Below are 26,949 nucleotides of genomic sequence, written 5' to 3'. Positions count from 1 at the left end.
AGTTTGCAACTTGGACCTAAAATGAGCTGAAGTTTGCAACTTCAGTGAGGCGATAGCCTCAAACTGTGCAAGAATGGTAATGGGCTTCACCTTATGAAGGCTTCAAAGGGTAGAACTTAACGGCCCTACCCTTTAAAGAAGGACGGAATGCGTGTAGGACATAGTAGAAGATAATCTATGTAAACAAGATGGGATATCTCTTCTGTTTTAATTCCGAGTTCACGTTAACTATGGATTGTTACACGTTTTGTAAAAGCACCCGCACAGCAATACTCTGTTTCTAATTTGTTTTCTATAAAAGAGGCCCAAACCACCATCTATGGTTTGGGCCTCTTTTCCATTTGGGCACTTACTATGGAATTCCTTTGAGTGGTTAAGAGGCAGGATGGTCACCGAGGTAAAATTCAATAATTGCAAAAGATATTTAGAAATATTTTATGTATTTGCACTTTTTTAATGTTGTTTAAAGCGTTGTGTAATAAAGTTTTAGCATGCAAATAGAATAATTTTGGCTGTCAATATTTTTATAAGTGTATATATAGGGTTACATTTGCATGAACTTAAATTTTGAGTAGCCAGTTGTTTCTACATCTGTTACAAAATTCAAAGTGCCGGTTCTATTCCCCACCTCTACGCTTAGCTTAATTATTACGTCCCTTTATTAACATTTCACAATGAATCTGAAGCAAATTGCTGTCATAGGCTTGCTCCTGTTGGCTACTCGTGTTTCTCAGGCCCAGGTAAACCCTCAACGTATGGTGCTCCCGCGCCTTTACCAGAATAATTATTTTTACCTGAACCCCGCCTTTGCTGGATCAGAGAAGAGAAAAGAATTAGGAATATCAGGTCACCTCAACTCCATCACTGGAAGAAATTCATCGGCTCCTTTGTCTGTGATTGTGCATTACCAAGGATATGTAGATGACGCCAACCCCAACGGAATTGGTATTGTGGGGGTATATGATCAGTTCGGCCCGTACTGGTTAGGAAAGCTAGGGTTTACCTATGCCAAACGTTTCCGGTTGGGAGAAAGAAGTAATCTTGCTTTCGGGGCGCAATTAGCGGCAGAATACCTGAACGTGGACTTGGCGGAGAAAACCCGTGGCGACGAAAAGAAAATGGTAGGCCATGACAATGACCTACGTCCCGATGTAGATGCGGGTGTCTGGTTGAACGTGCGTAACTTCTATGCCGGTGCCACCTTTGCCAGTTTGTTAAGCCCAACCTATAACCTGGTAGGAGACGCGGAGCATGAAGGCATTAGAGAACTGTTGGTGACTGCGGGTTACAAGATAGATTTCGCCTATGACTATAGCCTCACGCCCTCTTTCTTCATGAGCCAACCACTCAAGGACGGAAAACAGGAATACCAGTTTGGGGCAGTAGCAAACATCAAGTTCCTGACGGCTGGGGTAAACTACCGCGGTCAGTTTGACAAAACCGCTCCCTGGAACGTGAGTGCCGGGTTTAACATTAAGAATAACGTTCAACTCTCCACCACCTTTGATCTTGTAAAAGATACTCCTGGCGTAGTGAAGCAAGATCCTCAGGTAGAAGCGAATCTTCGGGTTAGATTCTAGTACTGGTGAAAGCATCAAAGAAAAAGGCTTGCCGTTGGGCAAGCCTTTTTCTTTGATGCTACTTTGGGTAGGGCAGAGGCTATTCAGGCTTACAACCCTTTCTGCGGGTGGTCAGTAGAAAGAGAAAATGAACCCTGCTGTATGGACCTCTCCTATATCCTGAACGAACTTGGTGAAGACAGAGCCAATTACTTCAATGCCGTAACCCCGCCCATTATTCAGTCCAGCAACTTTGCCTGCAGAACCGTGGAAGAAATGCGGCATATGGTGCACCACGAGGCCGAGGTGAACTTCTACTCCCGGGGCAACAATCCTACGGTAAGTATCCTGGAGGAAAAGATGGCTGCTTTAGAGGGAACGGAACAGGCTATTGCCTTTGGAAGTGGGATGGCGGCCGTAGCAGCGGCGGTGCTGTCCCAGGTGAAGGCGGGTGATCATGTGGTCTGCGTGAAGAGACCTTACATTGGTGCGGGTAAACTGATGCGCCATTTCCTGCCTCGGTTTGGGGTGGAGGTGACCATGATAGACGGCACCAATTCCCAGAACTTCGCGCAGGCGAGCAAGGAGAACACGGTGCTGTATTATCTGGAAAGTCCCAACTCTTTCACCTTTGAGTTACAAGACTTAGCCGAAGTGGCGTCTATTGCCAAGGCAAGAAACATTGTAACGGTGGTTGACAACAGCTTCGCCTCCCCTTTGTACCAGAACCCGGCGGCTCTGGGCATTGACCTGGTGGTGCATTCGGCTACCAAATACATTAGCGGACACAGTGATGTGCTGGGTGGCGTGGTCTGCGGAACCCGCGAGCGGATACGTCAAATCTTCCGGACGGAGTACATGGCCTTGGGGGCAGTGTTGTCGCCGCACGATGCCTGGCTTTTGTTGAGAGGGTTACGCACCTTGCCGCTCAGGATGGAACGGGTGGCGCAGACTACCCGGCAGGTTGTAGCCTATTTGCAGCAAAGAGAAGAGGTGGCTGAGATTATCTGGCCTTTCCTGCCCCAGCACCCGCAGTATGCACTTGCCAAAAAGCAGCTACGCAACAACACGGGGCAATTCACCATCAAGCTGAAAACGGATGACCTCAAGCAAGTAGAAACGTTTTGTGACAGTTTGCAACATTTTCTCATGGCGGCTTCCTGGGGTGGGCATGAGTCGTTGATTTATCCGGCGGCGGCAGCGTATAAGGAGGGGAATTACAAATCTGCGGTGCCTTTTACGCTCATCCGGTTTTACATTGGATTGGAGGATTCGGAGTATTTGATTAGGGATTTGGAGCAGGCTTTTGGGAAGATGAGGGGATGAAGATCTGTTTTTTTGCGAAGAGTGGGTGCATGCAGTTTGCTGTTCCCTTGGATTGGCTGCTTTTTTCGTGGGTGCAGGTGCTGTATTGTTTCATTTCTAGCGATAAGCGCTCACAGCCGCGAGGCCCCGCCTTCCGCCTTCGCGCTGTGATTTCTCCTCGTCCACTTTGCTCTCGCTCAGGGACGGTCGAACTCTAGGCGCTCAAGCGAAAGGCTGGAAACGGAAATGCGTGTATAAAGGAAAAGACCACACAGGTTTTCAAAACCTGTGTGGTCTTTTCATCCGCCCATCTGCCCTCTAAAGCAGAGTCTCCCCCTTTGAAGGGGGCGAGGGGGATGTTTACACCTGCTTAACACGCATTCCCTCCTTATAAAACGTATTCTCCTCCTCAAAGGGCAGGTTTTAACACTTCACCATTTTTTAAGGCGCGCCGATTGTTTAATCTTGGTTTTAAGCCTGTTTTCAGGAAAAGGCATAAAAAAGGCCACTACTAGGGGTAGTGGCCTTTTTTTTAGTTGTTGGATCTTAAATTATAAACCGTCTTTCAGGATAGAAACGGCTTCCTGAATGTAGAGGTCTTTCTTGGCGTTACGGGTGAACGCTTGGAAGCGGGCTGAAGCGGCGGTGTCACCTGCTAATTTGGTCACATCTGGTTTCAGACCGGCTACATCTAATTGCGGGATGTTTTTACGCAGGTTCTCCAGTTTCTTAGACTCAGCTTGGGCGCGACGTTCTTCGGCTAAGTAGGTGCTCAACTTCAGGGAACGGGTAGAAACTTCGGTTCTTTCTTGCAGACGTTTCGCGCTCTCATTGATCAAAGAGAAGGTTGGGCTAGCCGCGATTCTGGTTTTGGCAGAGGCTTTCAGCTTCTCAATAGAGAAGGTAGGGCTGTTCCAGGTGCTGTATTTCGCTGACTGAATCTCGTCAAACGGAAGCGCGTATTCCTGCTCTTTCTCACCGTATTTCAGGTAAGTATAGGTATCTGGAAGCACGATGTCTGGCGTTACGCCCCGCAGCTGCACTGTTTTTCCGCTGATGCGGTAGTACTTCTGAGTGGTCAGTTTCAGGTGACCTAAGGGTTTCACGGCGTCAAAAGAAGCTGGTAAAACTTGGTCAAGGTCGAAGAACTGTTGCACGGTGCCTTTACCGTAGGTAGAGCTTCCTACAATAACGCCGCGTTTGTAGTCCTGAATGGCAGCAGCCATGATTTCAGACGCCGAGGCACTGTTCTCATTCACCAAGATTACCAGAGGACCACCAAACTGAATCTGCGGATCTCTGTCTTCCAGCACAGCGGCAGGGCCATTGGCTGATTTTACCTGTACCACGGGGCCAGACTTGATGAATAGTCCCACCATGTCTACCACATCTTGCAAAGAGCCACCACCGTTGTTTCTTAAGTCAAGGATAATGCCTTGGGCGTTTTCCTGCTTCAGTTTCTGGATTTCGACAGCCACATCTTTTCCGCTGTTGCGGCCACCGGCGTTTTTAAAGTCGGCGTAGAAAGCAGGTAGGTTAATGTACCCAATTGGTTTTGGTCCTTTGATCAACAAAGATTTGGCATAGCCTTCTTCCCGAACCACCACGTCTCTGATGATAGAGACCACTTTCATGGTACCATCTACCTTTTTCACGTGCAGACGAACTTCGGTGCCTTTTTTACCTCTAATGAGGGTCACCGCTTTGTCAATGCGCATGCCGGCAATGTCTACCGGAGGCTGGTCGCCCTGGGCTACTTTCAGAATCACGTCGCCGGGTTTCAGTTCGCCTTGCAGGTAAGAAGGGCTGCCTGGGGTAATCTCAGACACTTTGATCACACCGTCTTTCTCCTGTAGCAACGCGCCAATTCCTTCCAAGCGTCCGGAGAACTCGTAGTCAAAGTCTTCTTTCTCTTTAGGAGCGAAATATTCGGTATGCGGGTCATAAATGTTGGCGAAAGAGTTCAGGTAAGAAGAACGATAGTCTTCGTTTTCCATCTGGCCCATGCGCTTAAACAAATCGTCATAGTTTTCGCGTAATTTCTTACGGGCATCGGCCTCAATCTCGGGCATGCTCTTCTTGGCTTCTTTAGAACCAGCTGAGTCTGCTTTTTGCTGGCTGTCAACGGCATCTGCCACCCTAATGAGCGCCTGGTATTTGAGGTATTTTCGCCATTCTTCCTTCAAAGCAGCCGGAGAAGAAGCGAACTTCAGTTTCTCTGGTTTCACCTCAATGGTTTCGTCCTGGTCAAAATTAAAGGGCTTGTCCAGAATCTCTTTGTAGTAGCCTTCGGCGTCTTTGAGCCTTTTTTGGAAAAGGGTCATGGAAAGGTCAAAGAACTTGAAAGAACCGTTCTTGAACTCATCGTCCAGTTGGGTCTGGTAAGCTGCCAGTTGGTCTACGTCTGACTGCAACAGGAATTTCTTGTTGTAGTCCAGCCGCTCCAAGTACAGATTAAAGGCCTTTTTGGAGAAATTATCGTCTAAACGCTCCGGTGAATAGTGCGCCGAGCTTAAGCCCTGCATGAGGACTTTGGTAAGTACTTCGTTTTTCTGGTCCCTTACTGCGCCATCTGTCTCCAGCAGTTTGTAGGAGGCAATGCCGAACACCACTGAGGCGGCAGTACCGTAGGCAACCAGTTTTTTCTTAAATGAAAACATATAAAATCTCTAAGGAATGTCTGTTAATGTATATACAAAAGTAGTGCCTGTTTTGCGGGTGCAATTCTCTACGTTAAACGTAGCCAGGCACTAGAAAGGTGTGAACGTTTCAAGATTATTTGCTAAACACTTGCAAGTAAGCAGAACGTAGCAGTAGTTGTTCTTTTTGCCGCTTATTTTTTTAACAATCATAGCGTTGTTTTTGTTTCTGGCTGAGTATCAAGAAAGAACAGAATAGTACGTTTTCTATATTTTATTTACGGGCGAAGAAATGTGGAAACAGGCGGTTTGGCGCATCATGAGGAAAATGAAACTTAGCCTCACCTCAAACCACCAACGCCATGGAAACAAACACCGCCTACGCCGCCACCTTGGATGACCTTATCTTTGAAGGCCGAAACAAAGCCTATGGAGCCTATGTCTTACGCAAACTGTACAACCGGCACATCAGCCAGGCTGCACTCTACGCCATTGCCCTCTTCCTGATCGGGTTTTCTGTTCCTACCATTGCCAATAAGCTCTTTGCGAAAGCCGATGTGCCTTTCAGTAAAACCAAACCAGATACCGGAACCTGGGTGAACATTGACCTGCCTAAAGTGGAGGAGATAAAGCAGGTAGAAGCAGAACAGGCGTCGGCTAAACCGGCGGCACCTACGGTGAAAAACGTTACCATTAAAGTGGTGGAAGAAACGAAACCCGTTGTGGATGAAATTCCAACCAAAGACCAACTTCAGACCGCTAATTCCGGGTTAGTTACCTCTGAAGGAGACGGCAGCGGAAACCTGAACAACCCCGAACCCAGCGCTGGAAACGGTACCGGTACGGGAACAGGAGTAGAGACAAGTACATCTGCCGTAACGGAGCCATTCCTAAGCGTGGAGAACATGCCTCAGTTTGAAGGCGGACTAGGAAAGCTGATGGAATATGTGAGTAAGAATATCCGTTACCCCAGAGCAGCGCAAGCCAATGGCGTAGAAGGAACCGTAGTGGTAAGTTTTGTGGTAGCCGCCACCGGCGACATCACCGATATTCAGGTGCTGAAAGGATTAGGCTATGGCACCGAGGAGGAGGCCATACGGGTCATGAAAAAATTACCCCGCTGGAAACCCGGTAACCAGAACGGGAGAAACGTACCTGTTAGAATGACCTTGCCCATCAGGTTAGAGCTTAAATAATCCGTAAATAACTGGTGAAAATACGCTTGAAATTAAACCTGATTTTTGAGTTGTTTTTCTAAAATACATCAGAAATAAAAGCAGAAAAGGTATAGCAGAATTAAAAGCTGTTTTGAAAACAAAAAGCCCCGGCTCTTTAAAGGACCGGGGCTTTTTATGTTATATGATTTTTTACATACTAGCGATAGATGTGCTCTCCGCGGTTAGTACGCCACTCATTCTCAAAATAGTCAGCATCTTCGTGTGAACGAGGCGTTACGCCCATCACTATATTTCCTTCTTTGATGCCGGACTCATATACTTGAGCGCGTTCCTCAGGAATTCCCGAACCTACCAGAGCACCCAGTAAACCACCTGTTAACCCGCCGGCACCGGCACCCGCTAAACCAGCGGCTAACGGTCCAGCAATGACTAAACCAAGTCCGGGTAAGGCAATGGAAGTACCAATAGCGGCAATAGCCCCTACAATGGCACCCAAGGTACCACCAATGGCAGAACCGGCTCCAGCACCTTCTAAGGCTTTGCTTCCAAGTTCAGTGTCATTGTTGTCGCTATCTGAGAAATGGCGCTTACGGGCATCATCGCTCATGATTACGTTGATATCATCTTTGCTGTAGCCACGGCTGTGCAAAGAGTTGTACGCACGTTCTGCGCTGTCTCTGTCTCTGAACATACCGGTCATCATACCACCGCTGTACATACCTCCTCCACTATTCATTCCGGTGCTACCCATGCCGCCATTCATGCCGCCATTTAGAGAGTTTCCTGTTGTGTTTTCCATAGTTCGTTGTTTAATGTTTAGTAGATGTAACATAGCTATAAATACTAGGCTGGTAGTGACACCAGCAAGTGGCTATTAGACTAAGCTTAACGCAAACAATACGTATTAGTTACATGCTATTAATTCTATGAAAACGAAAACGCCGATACTTAGTACCGGCGTTTTAGGGTATTTATGAAGAATTTAGCCTCTAAATAGAAGCGTACTAATTTTAATTATACACCTTTACCATATAGACAAAATCCTGCAGTTTTTTAAGCTGTTGCGGACGTGGATTTCCGGCCAGATTATTCACTTTTGGCAATGAAATTGGCTTAGGTAAACGGTTCTCCGGTAATTGGTCTAACAGGGTGAGCAAGTAGGCAGATTTTACCGCGAAGGCAGCACCGTCTACGCCCAACATCTTTCCGCTGATAACCCCAATCATGTTGCCACGGTCATCCAGCAATGGTCCGCCGCTGTTGCCGGGATTCAATGGGATAGAGATTTGGTAAGAAGCGGTGTCGCCGTACACGCCGGATTTAGAGCTCAACGTACCCTCGCCAAACACCACGTCTTCTCTGGGGAAGCCCAAGGTGAAAACCTTTTCTCCCAGTTCGCTTTCAGAGCGTTTGAAAGAGTAAGGCAGCTTCCCGAAGCCGCTGAACGTGGTATCAATTACCCGTAGCAATGCCAGGTCACGCACCTGGTCTGAGTAGATTTCCTCTACTTTGTACTTGGTACCGGCTTTGTTTTCAATCATCAAAGAATCGGCGCCTTCAATGACGTGATAGCTGGTCACAAAATATCCGTCTGCCGTCAAGACAAACCCGGTGCCCGAGAATTGCCCGGGGTTAAGGGTAGAGGCTTTAGGAGTAACGGTGTTGGTGTTCAGGAGAGCATTCTGCTTACGCTTCAGGTCATCTACCTCGCGGCGCAACTCTACGTAACGAGCCGTTTGCTGTTTAGTCGCAGACCGCCACATTTCCATGCCCAGTAAACTGCTGAATACCGTGACAATGGCCACCGTAGCCGCCACACCCATAGTAGCTGCGTACCGGCGCATAAAAATCTGCATGGGGGTACGCTTCCGCAGTACGGGAGTAGCCACTGGTGTTGCTTTCTCGTTTTCCTGCTGCCATTGCTGGTGGTGGTGGTTCAATCTATCGCGCAGCGATTTCTGGCGGCCGTGGTTCTGCAACGCCGAAGTAAACAGCCTTGCTTCCTGTACGCGTTGCGCGAAAACGGGGTCTGAGGCCATGCGTTCCTGCAACTCTCGGCGCTCAGCAGAAGTCACCTGGTGCTGTTGGAAGCGTTCTATTAATTCAAGTAATTCCCTGTCACTCATATATAGGTAGGCACCTTTTCAGATGCAGTTATTACATATTCCTTTTCATTCAAGACGGCACCTGATAGTCTAGGAAGAAGAGTTTCTTCAGGCGCATCAGGCACTTGTATTTCTGGTTTTTGGCCGAGTCTACGTTGGTGTAGCCAAACTTCTCGGTAATCTCGGGCATGCCCATGCTTCTAATATAGAAGTCCTCCAGCAGCGTTTTGCAGGGTTCGCCCAGTTGATTGAGGGCATTGCCCATGGCTTCAAACTTAAGCTCGTTCTGTTCGGCCTGTTCGGCGTCACCGTCAATCTGGGGCGTTAGTTCAGACTCGGTGTCTTCAATCATACCATGGCTGAACCGGCTGCTTCTGGACAGCCTTTTAAGCCACAACCGACGGCAAATGGAGTACAGGTAGGTTTTTATCTGACAGTTCAGCTCCAGTTGCCCGGCTTTTATCTTCTCATAGAAGACAATCACCGCTTCCTGGAAAATGTCCTTGGCGTCATCGTCCGTCCCGTTGTTGCTCTGTACAAAGAACAACACCATAGGAAAATGGAGTTTGTATAACCTACTCAGTGCCGCATCATCGTCTTGAAGAATTCCTTCTATTATGGCCGCATCGGTCACTAGCGCCTTACTAATCATGCTTGTCAATTAATACAGTTTCAATCATTTAGTAACCCACAGAAAAAAAATAAAAAATTTCTGAAAAAGGTGGGTTACCTCAAGGGGGGTAGTGGTATAAAGGTTGAAATTAACGCTAAAACCCTTAAAAAAACATTAAAATGAAAAAGGTATTTTCTCTTGCTCTAGTTGCTGGTATGTTCGTTTTCGCTTCTTGCGAGTCTAAATCTGCTGAAGGTACTGAAGGAACTTCAACTGAAGCTACTTCTACTGAAGGTGCTGCTACTGAAGGTACTGACGCTACTACTACTGGTACTGACGCTACTACTACTGGTGCTGACACTACTGCTACTGGTACTACTACTGGTACAACTGATGCCACTACTACTGGTACAACTGACGCTACCACTACTGGTACAACTGCAGGTACTACTGGTACTACTGCTGGTACAACTACTGCTCAGTAATTTACGGTGTGCCTTTGCACACCTTTTTACTAAGATAATTAAAAGCGTCTCTTACGGTTTGCGTGAGAGACGCTTTTCTTTTAGGCGGTAGAACGCAAAAAGCGTTTGGGCCCTGTTTTACCTAAAACAGGGCCCAAACGCTTTCTTTGTTTAGGACTTACGTTTACGGCGCTCCAGTTCTTTTTTCACCAAAGAGAACTCGCGGCTAGATTGACCGGCAATAGCGGTGTTTTCATCTGCCCGGCGCAACAAGTACGGCATCACAGCCTCCACCGGGCCGTAGGGTACGTATTTAGCCACATTGTAATGGGCGTGTGCCAAGTTGTAAGACAGGTTATCGCTCATGCCCAGCAACTGTGCAAAGTAGACCCGTTCATCATTGGGTTGGAGGTTGAACTCATCCATGAGCTCCATGAGGTGGTAGCAGCTTTGCTCATTGTGGGTACCAGCGCAGATGGCAATTCGGTCTATGTGCTCCAAGCAGAACCGCAGCGACTCATCATACAGGGCATCGGTCGCTTGCTTGGTGGGGTTGATGGGATTGTTGATACCCTGTTGCTGGGCCACGCGGCCTTCTTTTTCCATGTAGGCACCGCGCACCAGTTTCCCGCCCAGGTAAAAGCCCAGTTTTTGGGCCCGCTCGTAGTCCCGCTTAATTACGTCCAGGCGGTCATGGCGGTAGAGTTGGTAGGTGTTGTAGACAATGGGGCGCTCCTGGTTGTAGAGTTCCATCATCTCTAAGCAGAGTTGGTCAATGGTTTCCTGCATCCAGCTTTCCTCGGCGTCAATGAAAACGCGTACGCCGCGCTCAAATGCCCGCTGGCAAATGGCTTTCACCCGGTTTCGGGCCCGCCCGAAGGCTGCTTTTTCCGTTTGGGTGAGTTCCTGGGTAGTCTGGGCTTTGGTCAGCAAGGCAGAATCGGCGACGCCGGTCACCTTGAAGACGCTGAACGGAATGTGTTTTGAATTGGCCGCCATTTCTATGGTGGCAATAATTTCCTGCACCGTGTGGTCAAAACTAGCCTCATTACTTTCCCCTTCCACGGAGTAATCCAGGATGGTGCCTATGCCTGACCTGCCCAGTTTCTCAATGGTAGGTTTACATTCCTGGATGGTTTCACCACCGCAGAACTGTTCAAAAATGCTTTTTTTGATGAGGAACTTGACCGGCAGGTTCCAGCTTAAGGCTTTCTTCATGAGCCCGCCGCCCATTTTCACCATAGAATTGTTGTTCATGGCCGCGAATAGGAGGTAGGTTTTGTAGAGTTCGGCATCAGATTTATCAGCGAACGCAATGGCGGTATCTTCAAAAGAAACTTTTATTCCAGGAGTCATAGAGTAAGGGCTACTTATAAGCGATACAAAGATAACGTAAAAACGGTTGTTAGTTGTTTTAAGGCCGTTTGCAAATAGTACCTCCTAAACGTAATTTGGCACTGGCGGAGATTCCTTTAGGAATTATTTTACTGCATTTTCTGCCTTTTTTATTTTGAACTGCCACCGTCATTCCGTTCTTTGGGGTATGAACCTGTTTTGGAGCTGTTTTCATAAAAACGGTTCCTAAATGGCCTTTAAAACAGAACCATAGTGACCGAAGAGATATTCATAGGGCCCAATGCGGTAAGCCAGCTTCAGGAACTGCTGCAAAACCGGGCTTTCAAGAAGACGGTGGTGCTGGTAGACGAGAACACGCATCGGCACTGCTACCCGCTTCTGAAACCCGTATTGCCTGAAAACCATTACGTGGTGCAGATTAGGAGCGGGGAGGAGAACAAAAACCTGGCTACCTGCGAACATGTGTGGCAAGAATTGACCCAGCAAGGTCTAGACCGCTGGAGTCTGCTGGTGAACCTGGGCGGCGGCGTTCTCACGGACTTAGGTGGCTTCTGCGCCAGTCTGTACAAACGCGGCATCCGTTTCGTGAACGTGCCCACCACTTTATTAGCCCAGGTAGACGCCAGCGTGGGTGGTAAAACCGGTATTGATTTCATGGGCTTCAAAAACCACATCGGGGTTTTCCAGGAGCCGTTGGCCGTATTGGTGAACCCCGCGTTTCTGCAAACCCTGGACATGCGCCAGATGAAATCTGGCTACGCCGAAATCATCAAACACTGGCTCATCATGGACGGTGATAAGTTTTTTGAGCAGCGCTATATTGGCCTGTTCACCGAAGACTGGACTGATTTAATCCGGCATTCCATTGACATCAAATCCAAAGTGGTGACCGCTGACCCGCTGGAAAACGGCCTCCGCAAAATCCTCAACTTCGGACATACCATTGGGCACGCCGTAGAGAGTTTTTACCTGGAGAAGCCCGGCAAGCTGCTGCTGCACGGTGAGGCCATAGCCGTAGGCATGCTCTGCGAAGCCTGGCTGTCGGTGCAGCGGGGACTGCTGACGGAGGAGGAGTTGACCCAGATTGAGTCCTTTATGCTGTCTATTTACGAGAAAGTGACCCTGCCCGAAACGGACCTGCAAGCCATCAGCCAACTGTGCCTGCATGATAAAAAGAACGACGGCGCCACCATTAACTGCACCTTGCTGCAGAAAATCGGCGAAGCCGTGTATGACCAACCTATCACGTTGCCCGAGGTACAGAGTGCCTTGCGCTATTACCAATTACTATGATTTCAGCTGCTGCCGTGCGCGTATCGCACCCCACGGGCGTGTTGCGCGGACGCGTAACCTTACCAGCTTCCAAAAGTGAAGCCAACCGTGCCCTCATCATCCGAGCCTTGTCTGGGAGAGATTTTCCTATCCACAACCTGTCGGACGCCAATGATACCCAACTCCTAAACCGCTTGCTTTCCACGCCGGCCGGCGAAGAGGTAAGTGCCGAGGATGCTGGTACCGTCATGCGCTTTTTAACCGCTTATTACGCCGCTACCGGGCAAAAACTTACCCTAACCGGAACGCCCCGCATGTGCCAGCGACCTATTGGGGTGTTGGTAGACGCGTTGCGTGAGTTGGGGGCGCAGATTGAGTATGTGGGCGAAGAAGGATATCCGCCGTTGAAAATGAACGGGTTTGCGCCTTCGGGTACAAACCAATTGACTGTGCGCTCAGACATCAGTAGCCAGTATATTTCGGCGTTGCTCATGATTGCGCCGTTGTTGCCGCAAGGGCTGGAACTGACGTTGGAAGGGAAAATCAGCTCTGAACCGTACATCAGGATGACCTTGGCCCAAATGGCCCATTTTGGCGTGCAGGCGAACTTTGAAGGGCAGAAAATCTCCGTAGAAAAGCAGAAATATGAGGCGAAGGAATACACGGTAGAGTCTGACTGGAGTGCGGCCAGTTACTGGTACAGCATGGCGGCGCTGGCGAAGGAAGCAGATTTGTTTTTACCGGCGCTCAGGAATGATTCCCTGCAGGGCGACAGTGTACTGCCCGAGTTAATGGCGCCTTTTGGCGTAAGGACCCAATTTACTCCAGAGGGTGTTCAGCTCACGAAACAACCTTTGCAAGAGCCACTGGCCCGCATTGATTTCTTCGCCTGTCCAGATTTGGCCCAAACCGTAGCCGCGCTGGCCGCCGGGTTGAGCGTGGAAGTTGAAATGACCGGCCTGGAAAGCCTCCGGATAAAAGAAACAGACCGCATTGCTGCCTTGCAAAATGAACTGGTAAAACTGGGAGCAGAGCTGCGTGAAGTGGAGCCCAACGTTTTCAAGGTCTTTTTAGGAAATCAGCCCGAAAAGGAAGCCGTGATTCATACCTATGAAGACCACCGCATGGCCATGGCCTTCGCGCCGCTGGCGTTGACACAACCGTTGGTCATTGAAGAACCGAAGGTGGTGCGCAAGTCTTACCCCAAATATTGGGATGAACTGGTGAAAGCCGGATTTGCGATAGAAGAACAGTAGTTTTCCTAAGATATAACAAGAAGCCCTTTGCCCCACAGCAAAGGGCTTCTTGTTATATAGGAGTTTTTACTGTCTAAAGATGTTGTGCAAGTAGCTATAAGTAAGCTGGTTCAATTGCTAAACTGTGGCGTAACTGTAATCAGGAATACAATAAGGTGCGCACGGTTTCATCTGTTTTGTCTTTGTTATTTTATATTACTGCTGTGTTGAAGAATAGAACAATTTTGATTAAATAATTGTGAATTTACATGTATGACTTAGATGCTTGTGAACTTTCCCAACATGCCCTCCGTTTTAACGTTATAAGAATCATACTAGTAGTAAGTACTAAAAAATACGACTATGAAAAAATTCAATGTTTGGATGCTCGCCTCATCGTTTCTTATGAGTAGTATGACATTGGTTTCTTGCAATAAAGTAGAGAAAGAAGCCAGCGCAGCAGACCATGTAAAAGTAGAACAGTTCCTGAAACAGGCTGCTACCACAGATAACTTCCAGCTAATGGCCGGCATGATGGCCGAAGACCAAAGTGAAACAGGAGAAGTAGGTGCCTTGGGTCAGAAAATATACCACGTGCATTCCAGAACTACTCCGGCTCTGGCCGAGATAGCCAAGAAAAAAGACGTGACCTTACCCGCCGAAATGGGGAGTGCTAAAAAAGCCTTGGTAGATAGCTTGGAAGCCAAAAAAGGCGAGGCCTTTGACCAATCCTTTGCTGAAGTAGAAGTAGCCGCCCACGAAGAGGCCATCGCGCTTTACGAAAAGGCAGATAAAGAAGTAACTGACCCAGATGTACAATCTTTCATTGACCAAATCTTACCAGTCTTGAAAGAGCATTTGGCTGAAGCGCAAGAGTTAAAAAATTCTGTTGCGCAGGTAGAAAAATCCAGATAGGCATCTGAGGAATCAGAAAAGAAGAGGCCCTTTGCAGAACATTGCAAAGGGCCTCTTCTTTTCTTCAATAGTTAGTTTCTTTACCTGATACTTCTCTAATTAATTTCTGCAAATAGGGTACCGTATAAAGCAGTCTGCTGCCGTACCAACTGAACAACTCTCCGTCTACCACCTTGATTTGAGCATGTGGGCAAATAGCCCGAAACTCGGAGATGTGTTTTTCTTTGAACGGATAAGGCTCAGAGGAAAGTAGAATGAGTTTTGGGTTAGCTTTTTGTAGCTGTTCCACTGCTACTTCAGGGTACCTGGCTTGATGGGCCAGTACATTCTGAAAACCACACTTGGTAAGCAGATGGTCTATAAAGTTTTGACTGCCAACGCCCATGTACGGGTTGCGCCAGATAAAATAGGCCGTAGGTACAGGCGGAACGACGGGCTGCAAAGAGGCGAACTGTTCCTGAAGTTCAGAAACTAACGCACGGGCTTTTGCTTCCGTATCTGTTAATTGGCCTAAGGCAACCATCATCTGAAAGGTATCTTCCAGCGTGTAGATATCGCTCATCCAAACCGGGTATTGCTGTTGCAGCCGCTCAATTCCTTCCTGGTAGTTTTCTTCTTTATTACCAATAATCAAATCTGGCTTTAGTTGGTCAATGGTGTCAAAGTTGAAGTTCTTGGTGCCTCCAATTTTCTGAACTTGCTTTACTTGCACCTTTGGGTGAATGCAAAACTTGGTAATTCCCACCACTCTGCTTCCCAAACCTAAATGAAACAGCAACTCCGTCTGGGAAGGAACCAGTGACACAATCCGCTGCGGCGGTTTCTGTAAGCTGAGCCGGTGGCCCATTTGGTCTGTAAACAACACTTTTTTAAGAATTAAGCAGCGAGACGATTTGAAATATACCTATTGTCATCTTGGAAAGTTGACGCGGAGATAAGAGAATAAAGTTGTCTCTGTCCAAGTACTTAATTGAATCTGGCATAGAGAATCGTTCATTTGGTTGGGGTTCCTTTTAGTTTGATTTTCAGAAAACAGATAAAAAGGAAGTGAACTCCTTTGCGATACTTTATTCCTAACTCCTAATTCTTAATTGATTTCTCCATTCATGGTCTAGGATGGCATAGACGAAAGAATCGCACCAGGCTCCTTTGATGAAGATATTTTCTTTGAAGTGAGCTTCGCGGCGCATGCCTAGCTTCTCCATGATGCGGTAAGATCCAGTGTTGCGCGGGTCGCAGTCGGCCCAGATGCGGTGAAGGTGGAGTTCTTCAAATCCGTAGCGCATGAGAGCGGCGGCGGCTTCTGTGGTGTAGCCTTTGTTCCAGTAGGTTTGGTTCAGAATATACCAAAGCACCGCTTCTTCGGCGTCATAGTCTACCTTCATGCCCACGCGGCCAATCAGCATATTGGTGGTTTTTAGAACGATGGCTAAGTCGAATAAGGTGCGGGGGTACTCCTTGGCTTCCTCCAGACAATGCAAAATGTATTCGCGGCTTTCCTGGCTGTTTCTTATTTCGCTGGTCTGGTATTGCATCACTTCTTCACTGGATTCATACAAATTCGTGAAATGCCAGTCGTCCTCTATGAACTCGCGCAAAAGCAGACGGGTGGTGTGTAGTTCCATGCGTAACCAATACAAAATAGAGGTTGAAGATAGGCAATTATGTGATTTATATTCGGTTTGCTACGTGATTGCTGACTTTCATGTGAGGAACCGTAAGGCTGTTTTCGCTTCTTTTCTGTAAAGAAGCCCATAAACACAAAGACCTGTGAGGTTTAAGAAACCTCACAGGTCTAACGTACCTGCGTTCTCAGGCTATTTCCTGAAAAACGAGCTGGAAAACGCTTATTTCAGATAACGGAAGTCATGACCGCTTTGCAGTTGGGTTAAGAACTGGTAGTACAGGTTAATGATACTGTCTACATCGTCTTTGTGCACGGTTTCCACGGTGGTGTGCATGTACCTAAGCGGTAAAGAAATTAAAGCCGAAGCTACTCCTGTAGAAGAATAAGCAAAAGCGTCGGTATCAGTACCGGTGGCACGGGTGGCAGCAGCGCGCTGGAACGGAATCTCGTTCTTTTGGGCTACCTCAATCAGCATGTCCAGCAGGTTGTTCTGTACAGCCGGGCCATAGGTAAGAACCGGACCTTTTCCGCAATGCAGGTCCCCGTTGGTTTTCTTCTCATAGCCTTGTGACTGCGTGTCATGGGTTACGTCTGTGATCACCGCTACGTCTGGTTTGATACGGTGCGCTATCATCTCGGCCCCACGTAGGCCAATCTCTTCCTGGACCGCATTTACGATGTATAATCCGAAAGGAAGCTTTACACCGTTCTCCTTGAGCATACGGGCTACTTCGGCAATCATGAATCCCCCGATTCTGTTGTCCAAAGCACGACCCACATAGAACTTCTCGTTCATCACCCAGAACTCATCGTCAAAGGTGACAACGCAGCCTACGTGAATGCCCATGTCTTCTACTTCCTGCTTATTGGCAGCACCGCAATCCAGATAGATGGTTTCAACGGTAGGGGCTTTGTCCTGGTCTGGCTTGCGCACATGAATGGCCGGGTACCCGAATACCGCTTTCACCATTCCTTTTTTGGTATGGATGTTCACCCGCTTGGAAGGGGCAATCACGGCATCTGAACCACCGTTCCGGCGCACATAGATGAAGCCTTCGGGCGTAATGTAGTTCACAAACCACGCAATCTCATCGGCGTGCGCCTCAATGACAACCTTGTATTCTGCCTCGGGGTTGATGACACCCACTACAGAGCCATAAGTATCTACGAAGTACTCGTCTATGTATGGTTTGATATACTCTAACCACAGTTTTTGTCCCGATGACTCAAAGCCTGTGGGGGCAGCATTATTGAGGTAGGTTTGTAAGAAATTAAAGCTTTCTTCTCTCATAGCTTTCTGTTTAGATGGAGCAAAGCACTCTCCAATTTTGTTTGTCAGTTGAAGTAGTAGTTAAATGGTTGGGGTGCTTTGTCATCTCCAACCAAGAACATGCTGAAATTAAGAATATCAACAAAGGTTAAACGCAGGAGGATGACATTTGCGTCTAAGAAAGACCCGCCGCTTCCCATCCCTAATACCTAACCTCTTACGGCATTACAACGGAATGTTGCCATGTTTTTTCTTAGGAAGCTGATCTACTTTGTTTTCCAGCATTTTAAAGGCTTTGATCAGCTTGGCCCGGGTCTCTGAAGGATAAATCACCTCGTCAACAAAACCACGGTGGGCAGCCCGATACGGCGTCGCGAATTTGGCCTGGTACTCGGCAACTTTCTCGGCTAGTTTGGCTTCCGGATCTTCAGCGGCGGCAATCTCACGTTTGAAGATGATCTCCGCGGCTCCTTTAGCGCCCATCACAGCAATCTCAGCGGTAGGCCAGGCATAGTTCAGGTCAGCGCCAATGTGCTTGGAGTTCATCACATCATAGGCGCCACCATATGCTTTTCTGGTAATAACGGTTACACGCGGTACCGTGGCCTCACAGAAGGCGTACAGTAATTTAGCTCCGTTAGTGATGATGCCACGCCATTCCTGGTCGGTGCCTGGTAAGAAACCGGGTACATCTTCCAGCACCAACAACGGAATATTGAACGAGTCGCAGAAACGCACGAAACGAGCAGCTTTAGTACTGGCGTTGATGTCCAGAACCCCGGCCAGAACCGCTGGTTGATTGCCCACAATGCCTATGCTCCGGCCTGCCAATCTGGCAAAGCCCACTACAATGTTCTCCCCGAAGTTCTTGTGCACTTCCAGGAAAGATTCGCTATCAATAATGCCTTCAATTACTTCCCTGATATCATACGGCTGATTCGGGTTTTCCGGAACAATAGTATTCAGCACCTCACGGGTCTCGTCGGCTTGTGGTTCATACGGCAGGGCAGGAGGGAGTTCCTCACAGTTCTGCGGCATGTAGCTGAGCAATTGTTTGATGTTCTGGATGCAGACTACCTCATTGGCGCAGGAGAAATGGGTCACGCCACTTTTGGTGCTGTGGGTGCTGGCGCCGCCTAATTCCTCTGAGGTCACCGTTTCATGCGTCACCGTTTTCACCACGTTAGGGCCGGTCACAAACATGTAGGACGTGTCTTCCACCATCAGGATAAAATCTGTGATAGCAGGAGAATAAACGGCCCCACCCGCGCAAGGCCCCATGATGCCGGAAAGCTGGGGTACCACACCGGAGGCAAGGGTGTTTTTATAAAAAATATCGGCGTAGCCACCCAACGAAACAACTCCTTCCTGAATACGGGCTCCACCTGAGTCGTTCAGGCCAATTACAGGCGCGCCGTTTTTCATGGCTAGATCCATGATCTTGACAATCTTTTCGGCGTGGGTCTCAGAAAGGGAACCACCAAAAACAGTGAAATCCTGGGAGAAGACATACACCAAACGACCATTCACGGTACCGTAACCCGTCACTACGCCATCGCCTAGATAGTATTCTTTGTCCAGCCCGAAGTCTTTGGAACGGTGCATCACAAACTTGCCTATCTCTTCAAAGGAACCTTCGTCCAGGAGTAAGTCAATGCGTTCACGGGCGGTTAGTTTCCCTTTTTTGTGCTGTGCATCAATCCGCGCCTGACCGCCTCCTAAGAGTGCCTCGGCATTTTTGCGGTCTAATATTTCAAATTTGCTATTCAGGTTATTCTGGTCTGCCATTGAAGCACATTGATGTTGGTACAAGAAATCAAATTTAGGAAAGATTAGGGCAGTGTAAAATATTTGTTATGTTTTTCTGAAATCTTGTTAAAAACAAAAAAGGCTGACAGTTTGTCTGTCAGCCTTTCCAAATTTAACTTATCTGTTATTCACCTTTTTTACCATCTGTAGGAGTGGTTTCCTCTTCTTCAGACGAAGAAGAAGCCTCCGGTAGATCATCAGAAGTATCTGGAGTTACATTCTCGCCCTTGCGGTTAGAGAAGGTGAGTTCCTCTTTGCCTTCTTCGTAGTCAATCACGATGGTGTCTCCCTGGGCCAGTTCAGCTTTCAGGATTTCCTCGGCAATTGGATCTTCCATGTACTTGGTGATGGCACGGTTCAACGGACGGGCACCATACTTAGAGTCATATCCTTTTTCGGCCACAAAATCTTTGGCTTTGTCAGTGATCTCAATGGTGTAGCCCAACGTTTTCACGCGAGTCAACAATTTAGCAAGAGAGATATCAATGATTTTATGGATATCTTCTTTTTGAAGCGAGTTGAACACGATCACATCATCCAGACGGTTCAGGAACTCAGGCGAGAACGTTTTCTTCAAGGCGCTTGCAATGGTGCCTTTCATGATGTCATCCATGTTCTCCTGACGGGTTTTGGTCGCGAAACCAACCCCGGCTCCGAAGTCCTGCAAGTCACGGGCTCCAATGTTGGAGGTCATGATGATGATGGTGTTTCTGAAGTCAACTTTACGGCCTAAACCATCGGTCAACACACCGTCATCCAATACTTGCAACAACAGGTTGTACACGTCTGGGTGCGCTTTCTCAATCTCATCCAACAAGACCACTGAATATGGCTTGCGGCGGATTTTCTCCGTCAACTGACCACCTTCTTCGTAACCCACGTAGCCTGGAGGCGCTCCCACTAAGCGAGATACACTGAATTTCTCCATGTACTCACTCATATCTATACGAACCAAGGCGTCTTCCTTGTCAAACAGGTAGGTAGCCAAAACTTTGGCAAGCTCGGTTTTACCAACCCCGGTAGGGCCTAAGAATACGAATGAACCGATAGGGCGCTTAGGATCTTTCAGACCAACACGCGTACGCTGGATAGCTTTCACCAACTGGGTGATGGCTTTTTCCTGTCCAATCACTTTGCCTTTCAGCTCTTCGCCCATGTTCAAAAGCTTCAGGCTTTCTTTCTGCGCGATACGTTTCACCGGAATACCCGTCATCATGGCGATTACCTCAGCCACGTTTTCTTCTTTCACGGCGTAACGTTTCTTCTTGGTTTCCTCTTCCCAGCTCTTTTTAGCGGCGTCCAGTTGGTCAAGAAGTTTTTTCTCTTTGTCACGCAGTTGAGCCGCCTCTTCATACTTCTGGCTTTTCACTACGCGGTTTTTCTCATCTTTAATATTCTCAATCTGTTGCTCCAGTTTAAGAATATCTTCTGGCACCACAATGTTGTTGATGTGCACGCGGGCACCGGCCTCATCCAGAATGTCAATCGCTTTGTCTGGTAAGAAACGGTCGCTCATGTAACGGTCGCTCAACTTCACACAGGCCTCAATGGCTTTGTCTGAATAGGTTACATGGTGGTGATCCTGGTATTTGTCTTTGATGTTGTGCAGAATCTCAATGGTTTCCTCAGGCGTGGTAGGGTCCACCATCACAATCTGGAACCTACGAGCCAAGGCACCATCTTTCTCTATGTACTGACGGTACTCGTCTAGCGTTGTAGCGCCGATGCATTGTATTTCGCCACGGGCCAGCGCAGGTTTGAACATGTTGGAGGCATCCAGCGATCCGGAGGCTCCACCAGCACCCACAATAGTGTGCAGCTCATCAATGAAGAGAATCACGTCCGGAGATTTCTCCAGTTCGTTCATCACGGCTTTCATACGCTCTTCAAACTGACCGCGGTATTTAGTACCTGCTACCAAGGAAGCCAGGTCTAAGGTTACCACACGTTTTCCGAAAAGCACCCGAGAAACCTTCTTCTGGATGATGCGCAGCGCAAGACCTTCAGCGATGGCGGTTTTACCCACACCAGGCTCCCCAATCAAGATTGGGTTGTTTTTCTTACGACGGCTCAATACCTGAGCCACACGCTCAATTTCTTTTTCACGACCCACAATTGGGTCCAGTTTGCCTTCTTCGGCCAATTTAGTCAGATCACGGCCGAAGTTGTCCAGCACCGGAGTACGGGATTTCTCAGCACCCTTCTTAGCGGCAGAGCCAGCACCTCCTTTGGAGGAAGAGCCGAAGAGTTTATCGTTATCATCGTTATCATCAGTATCTGAGGAGGCAAGTGGGTTGTTAGCATGATAGTCTAACGAATCCCGAATAGCTTCATAGTTCACGTTGAATTTGGCTAAGGTTTGCGATGAAATATTATCCTCATCCCGCAAAATAGACAACAACAGGTGTTCTGTACCTATGATGTCAGATTTGAAGATTTTAGCCTCCAAATACGTTATTTTCAGGACCTTCTCCGTCTGTTTAGTAAGCGGAATACTACCAGTTATATTGGTGTTGGGACTAGCGGTATTCTTGGTGGCTTGCTCAAGTGCGTACTTCAGCTCCTCCATAGGTACCCCTAGTTTTTTAAGCAAAGCGATAGCCGTGCCTTCTCCTTCGCGGATCATCCCCAGGAGCAAATGCTCTGTACCAATGTAATCATGGCCTAGGCGGATGGCTTCCTCGCGACTGAGAGAGATCACCTCTTTCACTCTATTTGAGAATTTGGCTTCCATGTAAGTTCTTGTCTAGTAAGTTGTTGTTTTGCGTGTACTGCAAAGTGCTGCCAAGGCCACGCATCAAAAAAATAACAAATTGAGTGGGGCAAATGTTCAACAGAAAGCCGCAGTATTCTGAAGATAAGTAGATGCCTCAGGGCCAAGGTTAAACAACAAATCCAGTATACTCAGGTTTATTGCAAATTGTTTGCCAAACACCTGCCGGTATGGCATAAGGCGCAAAATGTCAGGCTCCTTCTTGGGGTGTAGTTCCCCGCGCCAATCCAACACCGGTGCCTCGTATGTCTTCACATACGTTTGGGTAAGGGTCATGGGTTTCTTAAGCTTCAGCATTTTAACGAAAAGTTTGAGCAAATCCATATTTAGCTCAAAAAGAAGGGCCGGTTTGCGGTCATAAACGTCTTTTATGTAATCTGCATAGAACTCAAAGAAAGGCGCACTCCCGTAAGCGCTACTGATGGTACGCCAGTGAATGTCTATCCAGCGCTGGCTGTAATCAATCTCCAGTTCTGTAATGATGGTTTTACTATTGCCTTTCACCACGGGTACAGACAACGGCACCACGCCCTGGGCCGTTAATATGTGGCATCGGTTGCGGTAACTCTGTTTCTGGTAATGCTCATGGGCCTCAATCAAGATTTCATCGGCTTCAAAAGCTTTCTGAAAAAAGAGAATATTGGGGTTGTACTGGAGCTCGGTTAATAACTGCATGCAAACGGAAAGTTGAATAAGTGCAAGTAAAGGAAATTTAGCAGATTTGTACGAAACACAGTTAGGACTTTGAAGAAACCTAGTTTCCTGTGACTTGTTTAACTGAGCGCTAATGCTCCTGTTTAGGGGCTGTTTTCAGGAAACGACGGCTAAAGCGTACCGGTGGTATCCTTTAAGTAACGGCCGAATGGGAGAGGAGCAGAACTTTCTGGGGGTACTTTTGCCTTTTAGAAGATACCTCGTACAAGGAGAGGAATTACAAGAGCATACCTATGGCTACTAAAAAACTTTCAGATATACCGGTTTCCTTGCTGGATCTGGTACCCATTCTAAGTGACAAAACGGCTGCCGAGTCTTTTCAGAACACCGTTGACCTGGCTCAACAAGTAGAACGCTTCGGGTTTACCCGCTACTGGATGGCCGAGCACCACAACATGGCCGGTATTGCCAGCTCAGCAACGGTGGTGTTAATTGGACACATCGCCGGGGCTACCTCCCGCATACGGGTAGGTTCGGGCGGCATCATGCTTCCTAACCACGCCCCGCTGGTGGTGGCCGAGCAGTTTGGCACTTTGGCTACGCTTTACCCAGACCGCATCGATTTAGGATTAGGTCGCGCCCCGGGCACCGACCAATTGACTTCCCATGCGCTTCGGCGAAGTTTACATGGCTCAGTAGATGAATTTCCGCAGAACGTGGTGGAGTTGAAGAATTACCTGGGACCCATTGACCCTACAGCCAGGGTGCGGGCGGTTCCTGGTGAAGGTTCCAACGTTCCCATCTGGATTCTGGGTTCCAGTACCTTTGGAGCGCAACTGGCCGGAATTCTGGGCATGCCGTACGCCTTTGCCAGTCACTTTGCGCCTTCGCACCTGCTTGCGGCCTTGAAAGTGTATAAAGAAAGCTTCCAGCCCGTCGGGGACTTGAAAGAGCCTTACGCCATGGCCTGCGTGAACGTGATTGCCGCTGATACTGATGAAGAAGCCATCTATCAATCAACTTCACTGTACCAGTCTTTCCTGAATGTGGTGCGCGGTACCGGTAAGCCTATGCAACCGCCGGTGAAAAGCATGGACGGTCTCTGGGATGCGCAGGAGCGTTACGCCGTGCAGCAGATGCTGAGGTATTCCTTTATAGGCGGACCCAAGACCATTCAGGAAGAGTTGCAGGCGTTTCTGGACGAGACGGGGGTAGATGAGATCATGGTTGGTTCCAATATCTATGACCATGCGGCCCGCGTGCGTTCCTATGAAATCATTTCGCAGTATTTTAAGCCTGCCGTTGTTTAATTTTTGGTTCTGAATCTTTTTCTGCGTCGTTTCTGATTGGATGTACTTCTTGTCAGGGACGGCGCAGTTTTGGTTTATAGCTGTATCTGCGATTGGCTACTTATGGTAGTTCTATGCATGCCTTATGCCTGTTGCTGGCGTGGCGGGTGGTTGATGCAGAGCCCTTATGCTTTGTTGTTGCATGGTTTCCCTCCGTGCGCTCACGGCCGCGAGGCCCCGTCTTCCCCTCTCGCACTGCCCTTTCGGCCTGCATTGTCCTTTGCACTTAGTTAAAGTCTGTCTATGGCCAAAAGCGAGGCGCGCTCGGGAAAGACTGGAAGGGGGAAAGTAGCGGAAGTAGTAAAAACCCTTTGAAGGGCAGGGCCGTTTAGTTCTAAAAATTGATATGGTTCAAGTTTTCAACTTGGACCTAAAATGAGCTGAAGTTTGCAAATCAGTGAGGCGTTAGCCTCAAATTCTGCAATAAAGGCAATGGACTTTACCGCAGTTTAAGCCTCCAATGTAGAACTTAACGTCCCTACCCTTTGCAGGGGCGAAAAGGGATGTTTACACCTGCCAGTCACATGCATTACTATCTCCTGCAAAGGTGACAACTCCCCTCCTAATTTAGGAGGGGTGCCCCCGGAGGGCGGTATGGTGAAAGAGGGGTAGGGTTGGGTTCTTGCTCTCCACCTGCGGAAATCATTCAACGATGATATAATGCAGGAAAGCGGGTGTCGTTCTCTGGGTGAGTGTAGGGGGCTAAATCGCTAATTGCATGTTATCTTTGCTCCTGCCGAAGAAAGGACTAGCTGTTTTCGGCCTGTTTTCAGGAAATGCACCATAAAACGACTACCGCCTCCTTTTCCCGCCCTGCATTAACCACCGGTCAGTTGCCTCTTTGGTGGTTGTTAAAAGGTATTTCGCTGCTGCCTTTTCCGGTGCTGTATGCGATTTCCACGTTTCTGTACGGGGTGCTGTACTATGTCATTGGGTACCGCAAGAAAGTGGTGCGGCAGAATTTGGAGCGGTCTTTCCCCGCTAAAAGCACAGCCGAACTCCGTAAGATTGAGAAGCAGTTTTTTCTGAACCTGACGGATATTATGGTGGAATCGCTGAAGCTGATTACCCTTTCACCGGCCGAACTCCAGAAAAGGGTGATTCCTAAAGGCCAGGAAAAAGTGGTGGCTCAACTGACGAAGGGCACTTCAGTGTTGGTGTTAGGGGCGCATTTAGGCAACTGGGAATACATGTCGGCGGCGGGAAGCGGTATTTTCTCCTTTCCCATTGACGGGGTGTACAAACCACTGGCGAATTCCTTCTTTGAAGAGTTTATGAAATTTATGCGCGGCCGCTTCGGGATTAACCTGGTGCGCATGAAAGATACGCTCCGTCACCTGATTCGGCATAAAGCTGAAAACCGCATATTTACGCTGCTGAGCGACCAGGTGCCGCCCTATGGCGAAATTCAGTACTGGACCAGGTTTCTGCACCAGGACACTGCTTTTTATGTGGGTGCAGAGAAGCTTCGGACTTCCTTTCAATACCCCACCTTTTTTCTGGGCATGCGGCACCTGAAGCGGGGCTACTATGAGATTGAATTTCAGGAGCTGTTACACGCCCCGGTGCCCGGCCTGAAAGAAGAAGGGCACCCCCTGACCGATGCTTTTGCCCTTAAACTAGAAAATTGGGTGAATCAATATCCGGCCAGTTACCTCTGGTCACATAAACGCTGGAAGCATAAGCGGCCGGTGGCCGCTAGTTCTGAGTCTTGATTTCTGAGTTCATTGTATGGAATTTCAGGTTGAAACTGCCTTTCTAAATTTTAATCAATCAAATTTTAATCAATCATAAAAAGAGAATGCCTTGCAAGTTTGACCTGCAAGGCATTCTCTTTTTGTACTGATTTTGCAAAACAAGCCGATAAACCTGCCTCGGACTTAGAACTCAAGACTCAGAACTCAGAACTCAGATTTTCTACAGAAAATCTTCGATAATTCCGGCTCCCTGGCGCAAAACGTCAAACTCATCGTTTTCACAGTTGACCACGGTAGAAGCTATGTTGTTCCCGAAACCTCCGTCAATGACCAGGTCTACCTGGTTGCGGTATTTTTCATAGATCAGTTCGGGGTCAGTGGTGTATTCTACTACTTCGTCCTCGTCATGGATGGACGTGGAGACAATAGGGTTGCCCAGTTCCTCTACCAGGCACAGCGAAATCTTGTTGTTAGGTACGCGTATGCCCACTGTGTCTTTCCGCTTGCCGCCAATTTTAGGTACTTTGCTGCTGGCTTCCAGCACAAACGTGAATGGACCCGGCAGGGCTTTCTTCATGACCTTGTACGTTTGCGTGGAGATCTTGGCGTAATCTGAAATGTGGGTGAGGTCATGGCAAATAAACGAAAGGTGCGCTTTGGCCGGGTTGATACCCCTCAGATGACACAGCCGTTCCACGGCCCGGGCGTTATGGATATCACAGCCCAAGCCATAGATGGTGTCAGTAGGGTAGATGACCAAACCTCCTTTCCGTAGAATGTCCACTGCCTGGGCAATGGCTTTGGGTTGCGGGTTGTCTGGGTGAATTCTTAGTAATACTGCCTGTGCCATGTTTTATTGAGAGATTGAATGATGGAGTGAATGTCTGAATGGTGTACAACGGCTGTCTCCTGTTCGCGCGAAGCCTGCAAAGCTATTCAGTTTATATCTGCTAACCAGGATAAAATAGAACGTTCCTTTAACATACGCCTAAACCTGAATTTGCGTTTTTTAGGTGATTTTAGAAAATGAGTGGAAAGCCGCACGGGCCTATCTGTAGCGCTTGCAAAGAGTAGCATTCCCATGAAATAGCACATCAGCACATTTCCCCATTAGCACATTAAATTTGTA

Annotated in this window: 21 protein-coding genes; 9 read left to right on the top strand and 12 right to left on the bottom strand. The window is 48.1% G+C overall.

The window, feature by feature from the left end:
• Nucleotides 1–674 precede the first annotated feature (674 nt).
• Both ACY0JR_RS09710 and ACY0JR_RS09705 read left to right on the top strand, forming a co-directional pair.
• Nucleotides 675–1,580, top strand: coding sequence for a PorP/SprF family type IX secretion system membrane protein (locus ACY0JR_RS09710; RefSeq protein ID WP_462633825.1), 906 nt, complete (start codon nt 675–677; stop codon nt 1,578–1,580).
• Nucleotides 1,581–1,721: 141 nt separating this feature from the next.
• Nucleotides 1,722–2,885, top strand: coding sequence for a trans-sulfuration enzyme family protein (locus ACY0JR_RS09705; protein WP_462633824.1), 1,164 nt, complete (start codon nt 1,722–1,724; stop codon nt 2,883–2,885).
• Between the two features lie 530 nt (nt 2,886–3,415).
• Here ACY0JR_RS09705 and ACY0JR_RS09700 read toward each other — a convergent pair.
• Nucleotides 3,416–5,524, bottom strand: coding sequence for a carboxy terminal-processing peptidase (locus ACY0JR_RS09700; protein ID WP_462633823.1), 2,109 nt, complete (start codon nt 5,522–5,524; stop codon nt 3,416–3,418).
• Between the two features lie 341 nt (nt 5,525–5,865).
• Here ACY0JR_RS09700 and ACY0JR_RS09695 point away from each other — a divergent pair, with 341 nt between their 5' ends.
• Nucleotides 5,866–6,699: an energy transducer TonB gene (locus ACY0JR_RS09695; RefSeq protein WP_462633821.1), complete on the top strand. Its 834-nt coding sequence runs from the start codon at nt 5,866–5,868 to the stop codon at nt 6,697–6,699.
• 178 nt (nt 6,700–6,877) lie between these two features.
• On the opposite strand, the gene ACY0JR_RS09690 is transcribed toward ACY0JR_RS09695, so the two are convergent.
• From ACY0JR_RS09690 to ACY0JR_RS09680, 3 genes are all read right to left on the bottom strand, one after another.
• Nucleotides 6,878–7,399, bottom strand: coding sequence for a hypothetical protein (locus tag ACY0JR_RS09690; RefSeq protein ID WP_462633893.1), 522 nt, complete (start codon nt 7,397–7,399; stop codon nt 6,878–6,880).
• Nucleotides 7,400–7,691: 292 nt separating this feature from the next.
• A complete protein-coding gene (locus tag ACY0JR_RS09685) occupies nt 7,692–8,807 on the bottom strand; it encodes a trypsin-like peptidase domain-containing protein (protein ID WP_462633820.1) in 1,116 nt (371 codons plus the stop codon).
• A 49-nt stretch (nt 8,808–8,856) separates the two neighbouring features.
• The gene (locus ACY0JR_RS09680; RefSeq protein ID WP_462633819.1) at nt 8,857–9,438 is read right to left on the bottom strand and encodes an RNA polymerase sigma factor; all 582 of its coding nucleotides are present in this window, start codon (nt 9,436–9,438) and stop codon (nt 8,857–8,859) included.
• Between the two features lie 140 nt (nt 9,439–9,578).
• Between ACY0JR_RS09680 and ACY0JR_RS09675 the strand changes: the two genes are divergently transcribed.
• A complete protein-coding gene (locus ACY0JR_RS09675) occupies nt 9,579–9,884 on the top strand; it encodes a hypothetical protein (protein ID WP_462633818.1) in 306 nt (101 codons plus the stop codon).
• Nucleotides 9,885–10,034: 150 nt separating this feature from the next.
• Here ACY0JR_RS09675 and ACY0JR_RS09670 read toward each other — a convergent pair whose 3' ends face one another.
• A complete protein-coding gene (locus ACY0JR_RS09670) occupies nt 10,035–11,219 on the bottom strand; it encodes a proline dehydrogenase family protein (RefSeq protein WP_462633817.1) in 1,185 nt (394 codons plus the stop codon).
• A gap of 252 nt (nt 11,220–11,471) precedes the next feature.
• On the opposite strand from ACY0JR_RS09670, the gene aroB reads away from it, so the two are divergent.
• From aroB to ACY0JR_RS09655, 3 genes are all read left to right on the top strand, one after another.
• Nucleotides 11,472–12,512 (top strand): 3-dehydroquinate synthase, encoded by a 1,041-nt coding sequence (gene aroB, locus ACY0JR_RS09665; RefSeq protein WP_462633816.1) that lies wholly within the window; start codon nt 11,472–11,474, stop codon nt 12,510–12,512.
• A complete protein-coding gene (locus tag ACY0JR_RS09660) occupies nt 12,509–13,747 on the top strand; it encodes a 3-phosphoshikimate 1-carboxyvinyltransferase (protein WP_462633815.1) in 1,239 nt (412 codons plus the stop codon). Before aroB ends, ACY0JR_RS09660 begins: the two co-directional genes overlap by 4 nt.
• Before the next feature lie 342 nt (nt 13,748–14,089).
• Nucleotides 14,090–14,641, top strand: a complete 552-nt coding sequence (locus ACY0JR_RS09655) for a DUF4142 domain-containing protein (protein WP_462633814.1) — start codon at nt 14,090–14,092, stop codon at nt 14,639–14,641.
• A gap of 64 nt (nt 14,642–14,705) precedes the next feature.
• Here the strand turns inward: ACY0JR_RS09655 and ACY0JR_RS09650 are convergent, their stop codons facing one another.
• The 6 genes from ACY0JR_RS09650 to ACY0JR_RS09625 form a co-directional block, all read right to left on the bottom strand.
• Nucleotides 14,706–15,506 carry an ABC transporter substrate-binding protein gene (locus ACY0JR_RS09650; RefSeq protein WP_462633813.1) on the bottom strand — a complete coding sequence of 267 codons (801 nt, stop codon included), beginning with the start codon at nt 15,504–15,506 and terminating at the stop codon, nt 14,706–14,708.
• Between the two features lie 208 nt (nt 15,507–15,714).
• Nucleotides 15,715–16,266, bottom strand: coding sequence for a GNAT family N-acetyltransferase (locus ACY0JR_RS09645; RefSeq protein ID WP_462633811.1), 552 nt, complete (start codon nt 16,264–16,266; stop codon nt 15,715–15,717).
• Nucleotides 16,267–16,488: 222 nt separating this feature from the next.
• Nucleotides 16,489–17,559 carry a M42 family metallopeptidase gene (locus ACY0JR_RS09640; protein WP_462633810.1) on the bottom strand — a complete coding sequence of 357 codons (1,071 nt, stop codon included), beginning with the start codon at nt 17,557–17,559 and terminating at the stop codon, nt 16,489–16,491.
• Between the two features lie 204 nt (nt 17,560–17,763).
• Nucleotides 17,764–19,326: an acyl-CoA carboxylase subunit beta gene (locus ACY0JR_RS09635; RefSeq protein ID WP_462633809.1), complete on the bottom strand. Its 1,563-nt coding sequence runs from the start codon at nt 19,324–19,326 to the stop codon at nt 17,764–17,766.
• 145 nt (nt 19,327–19,471) lie between these two features.
• On the bottom strand, nt 19,472–22,081 hold the full coding sequence (locus ACY0JR_RS09630) for an ATP-dependent Clp protease ATP-binding subunit (protein WP_462633808.1): 2,610 nt from the start codon (nt 22,079–22,081) through the stop codon (nt 19,472–19,474).
• Nucleotides 22,082–22,177: 96 nt separating this feature from the next.
• A complete protein-coding gene (locus ACY0JR_RS09625; RefSeq protein ID WP_462633807.1) occupies nt 22,178–22,795 on the bottom strand; it encodes a WbqC family protein in 618 nt (205 codons plus the stop codon).
• Between the two features lie 272 nt (nt 22,796–23,067).
• On the opposite strand from ACY0JR_RS09625, the gene ACY0JR_RS09620 reads away from it, so the two are divergent.
• A complete protein-coding gene (locus ACY0JR_RS09620; protein ID WP_462633806.1) occupies nt 23,068–24,084 on the top strand; it encodes an LLM class flavin-dependent oxidoreductase in 1,017 nt (338 codons plus the stop codon).
• A gap of 815 nt (nt 24,085–24,899) precedes the next feature.
• On the top strand, nt 24,900–25,838 hold the full coding sequence (locus ACY0JR_RS09615; protein ID WP_462633805.1) for a lysophospholipid acyltransferase family protein: 939 nt from the start codon (nt 24,900–24,902) through the stop codon (nt 25,836–25,838).
• A 202-nt stretch (nt 25,839–26,040) separates the two neighbouring features.
• Here the strand turns inward: ACY0JR_RS09615 and ACY0JR_RS09610 are convergent, their stop codons facing one another.
• Nucleotides 26,041–26,670: an L-threonylcarbamoyladenylate synthase gene (locus ACY0JR_RS09610; protein WP_462633804.1), complete on the bottom strand. Its 630-nt coding sequence runs from the start codon at nt 26,668–26,670 to the stop codon at nt 26,041–26,043.
• Nucleotides 26,671–26,949: the final 279 nt, after the last annotated feature.

The organism is Rufibacter sp. JT3400010 (assembly GCF_054956755.1).
This window is presented reverse-complemented; position numbering and strand designations above follow the sequence as displayed.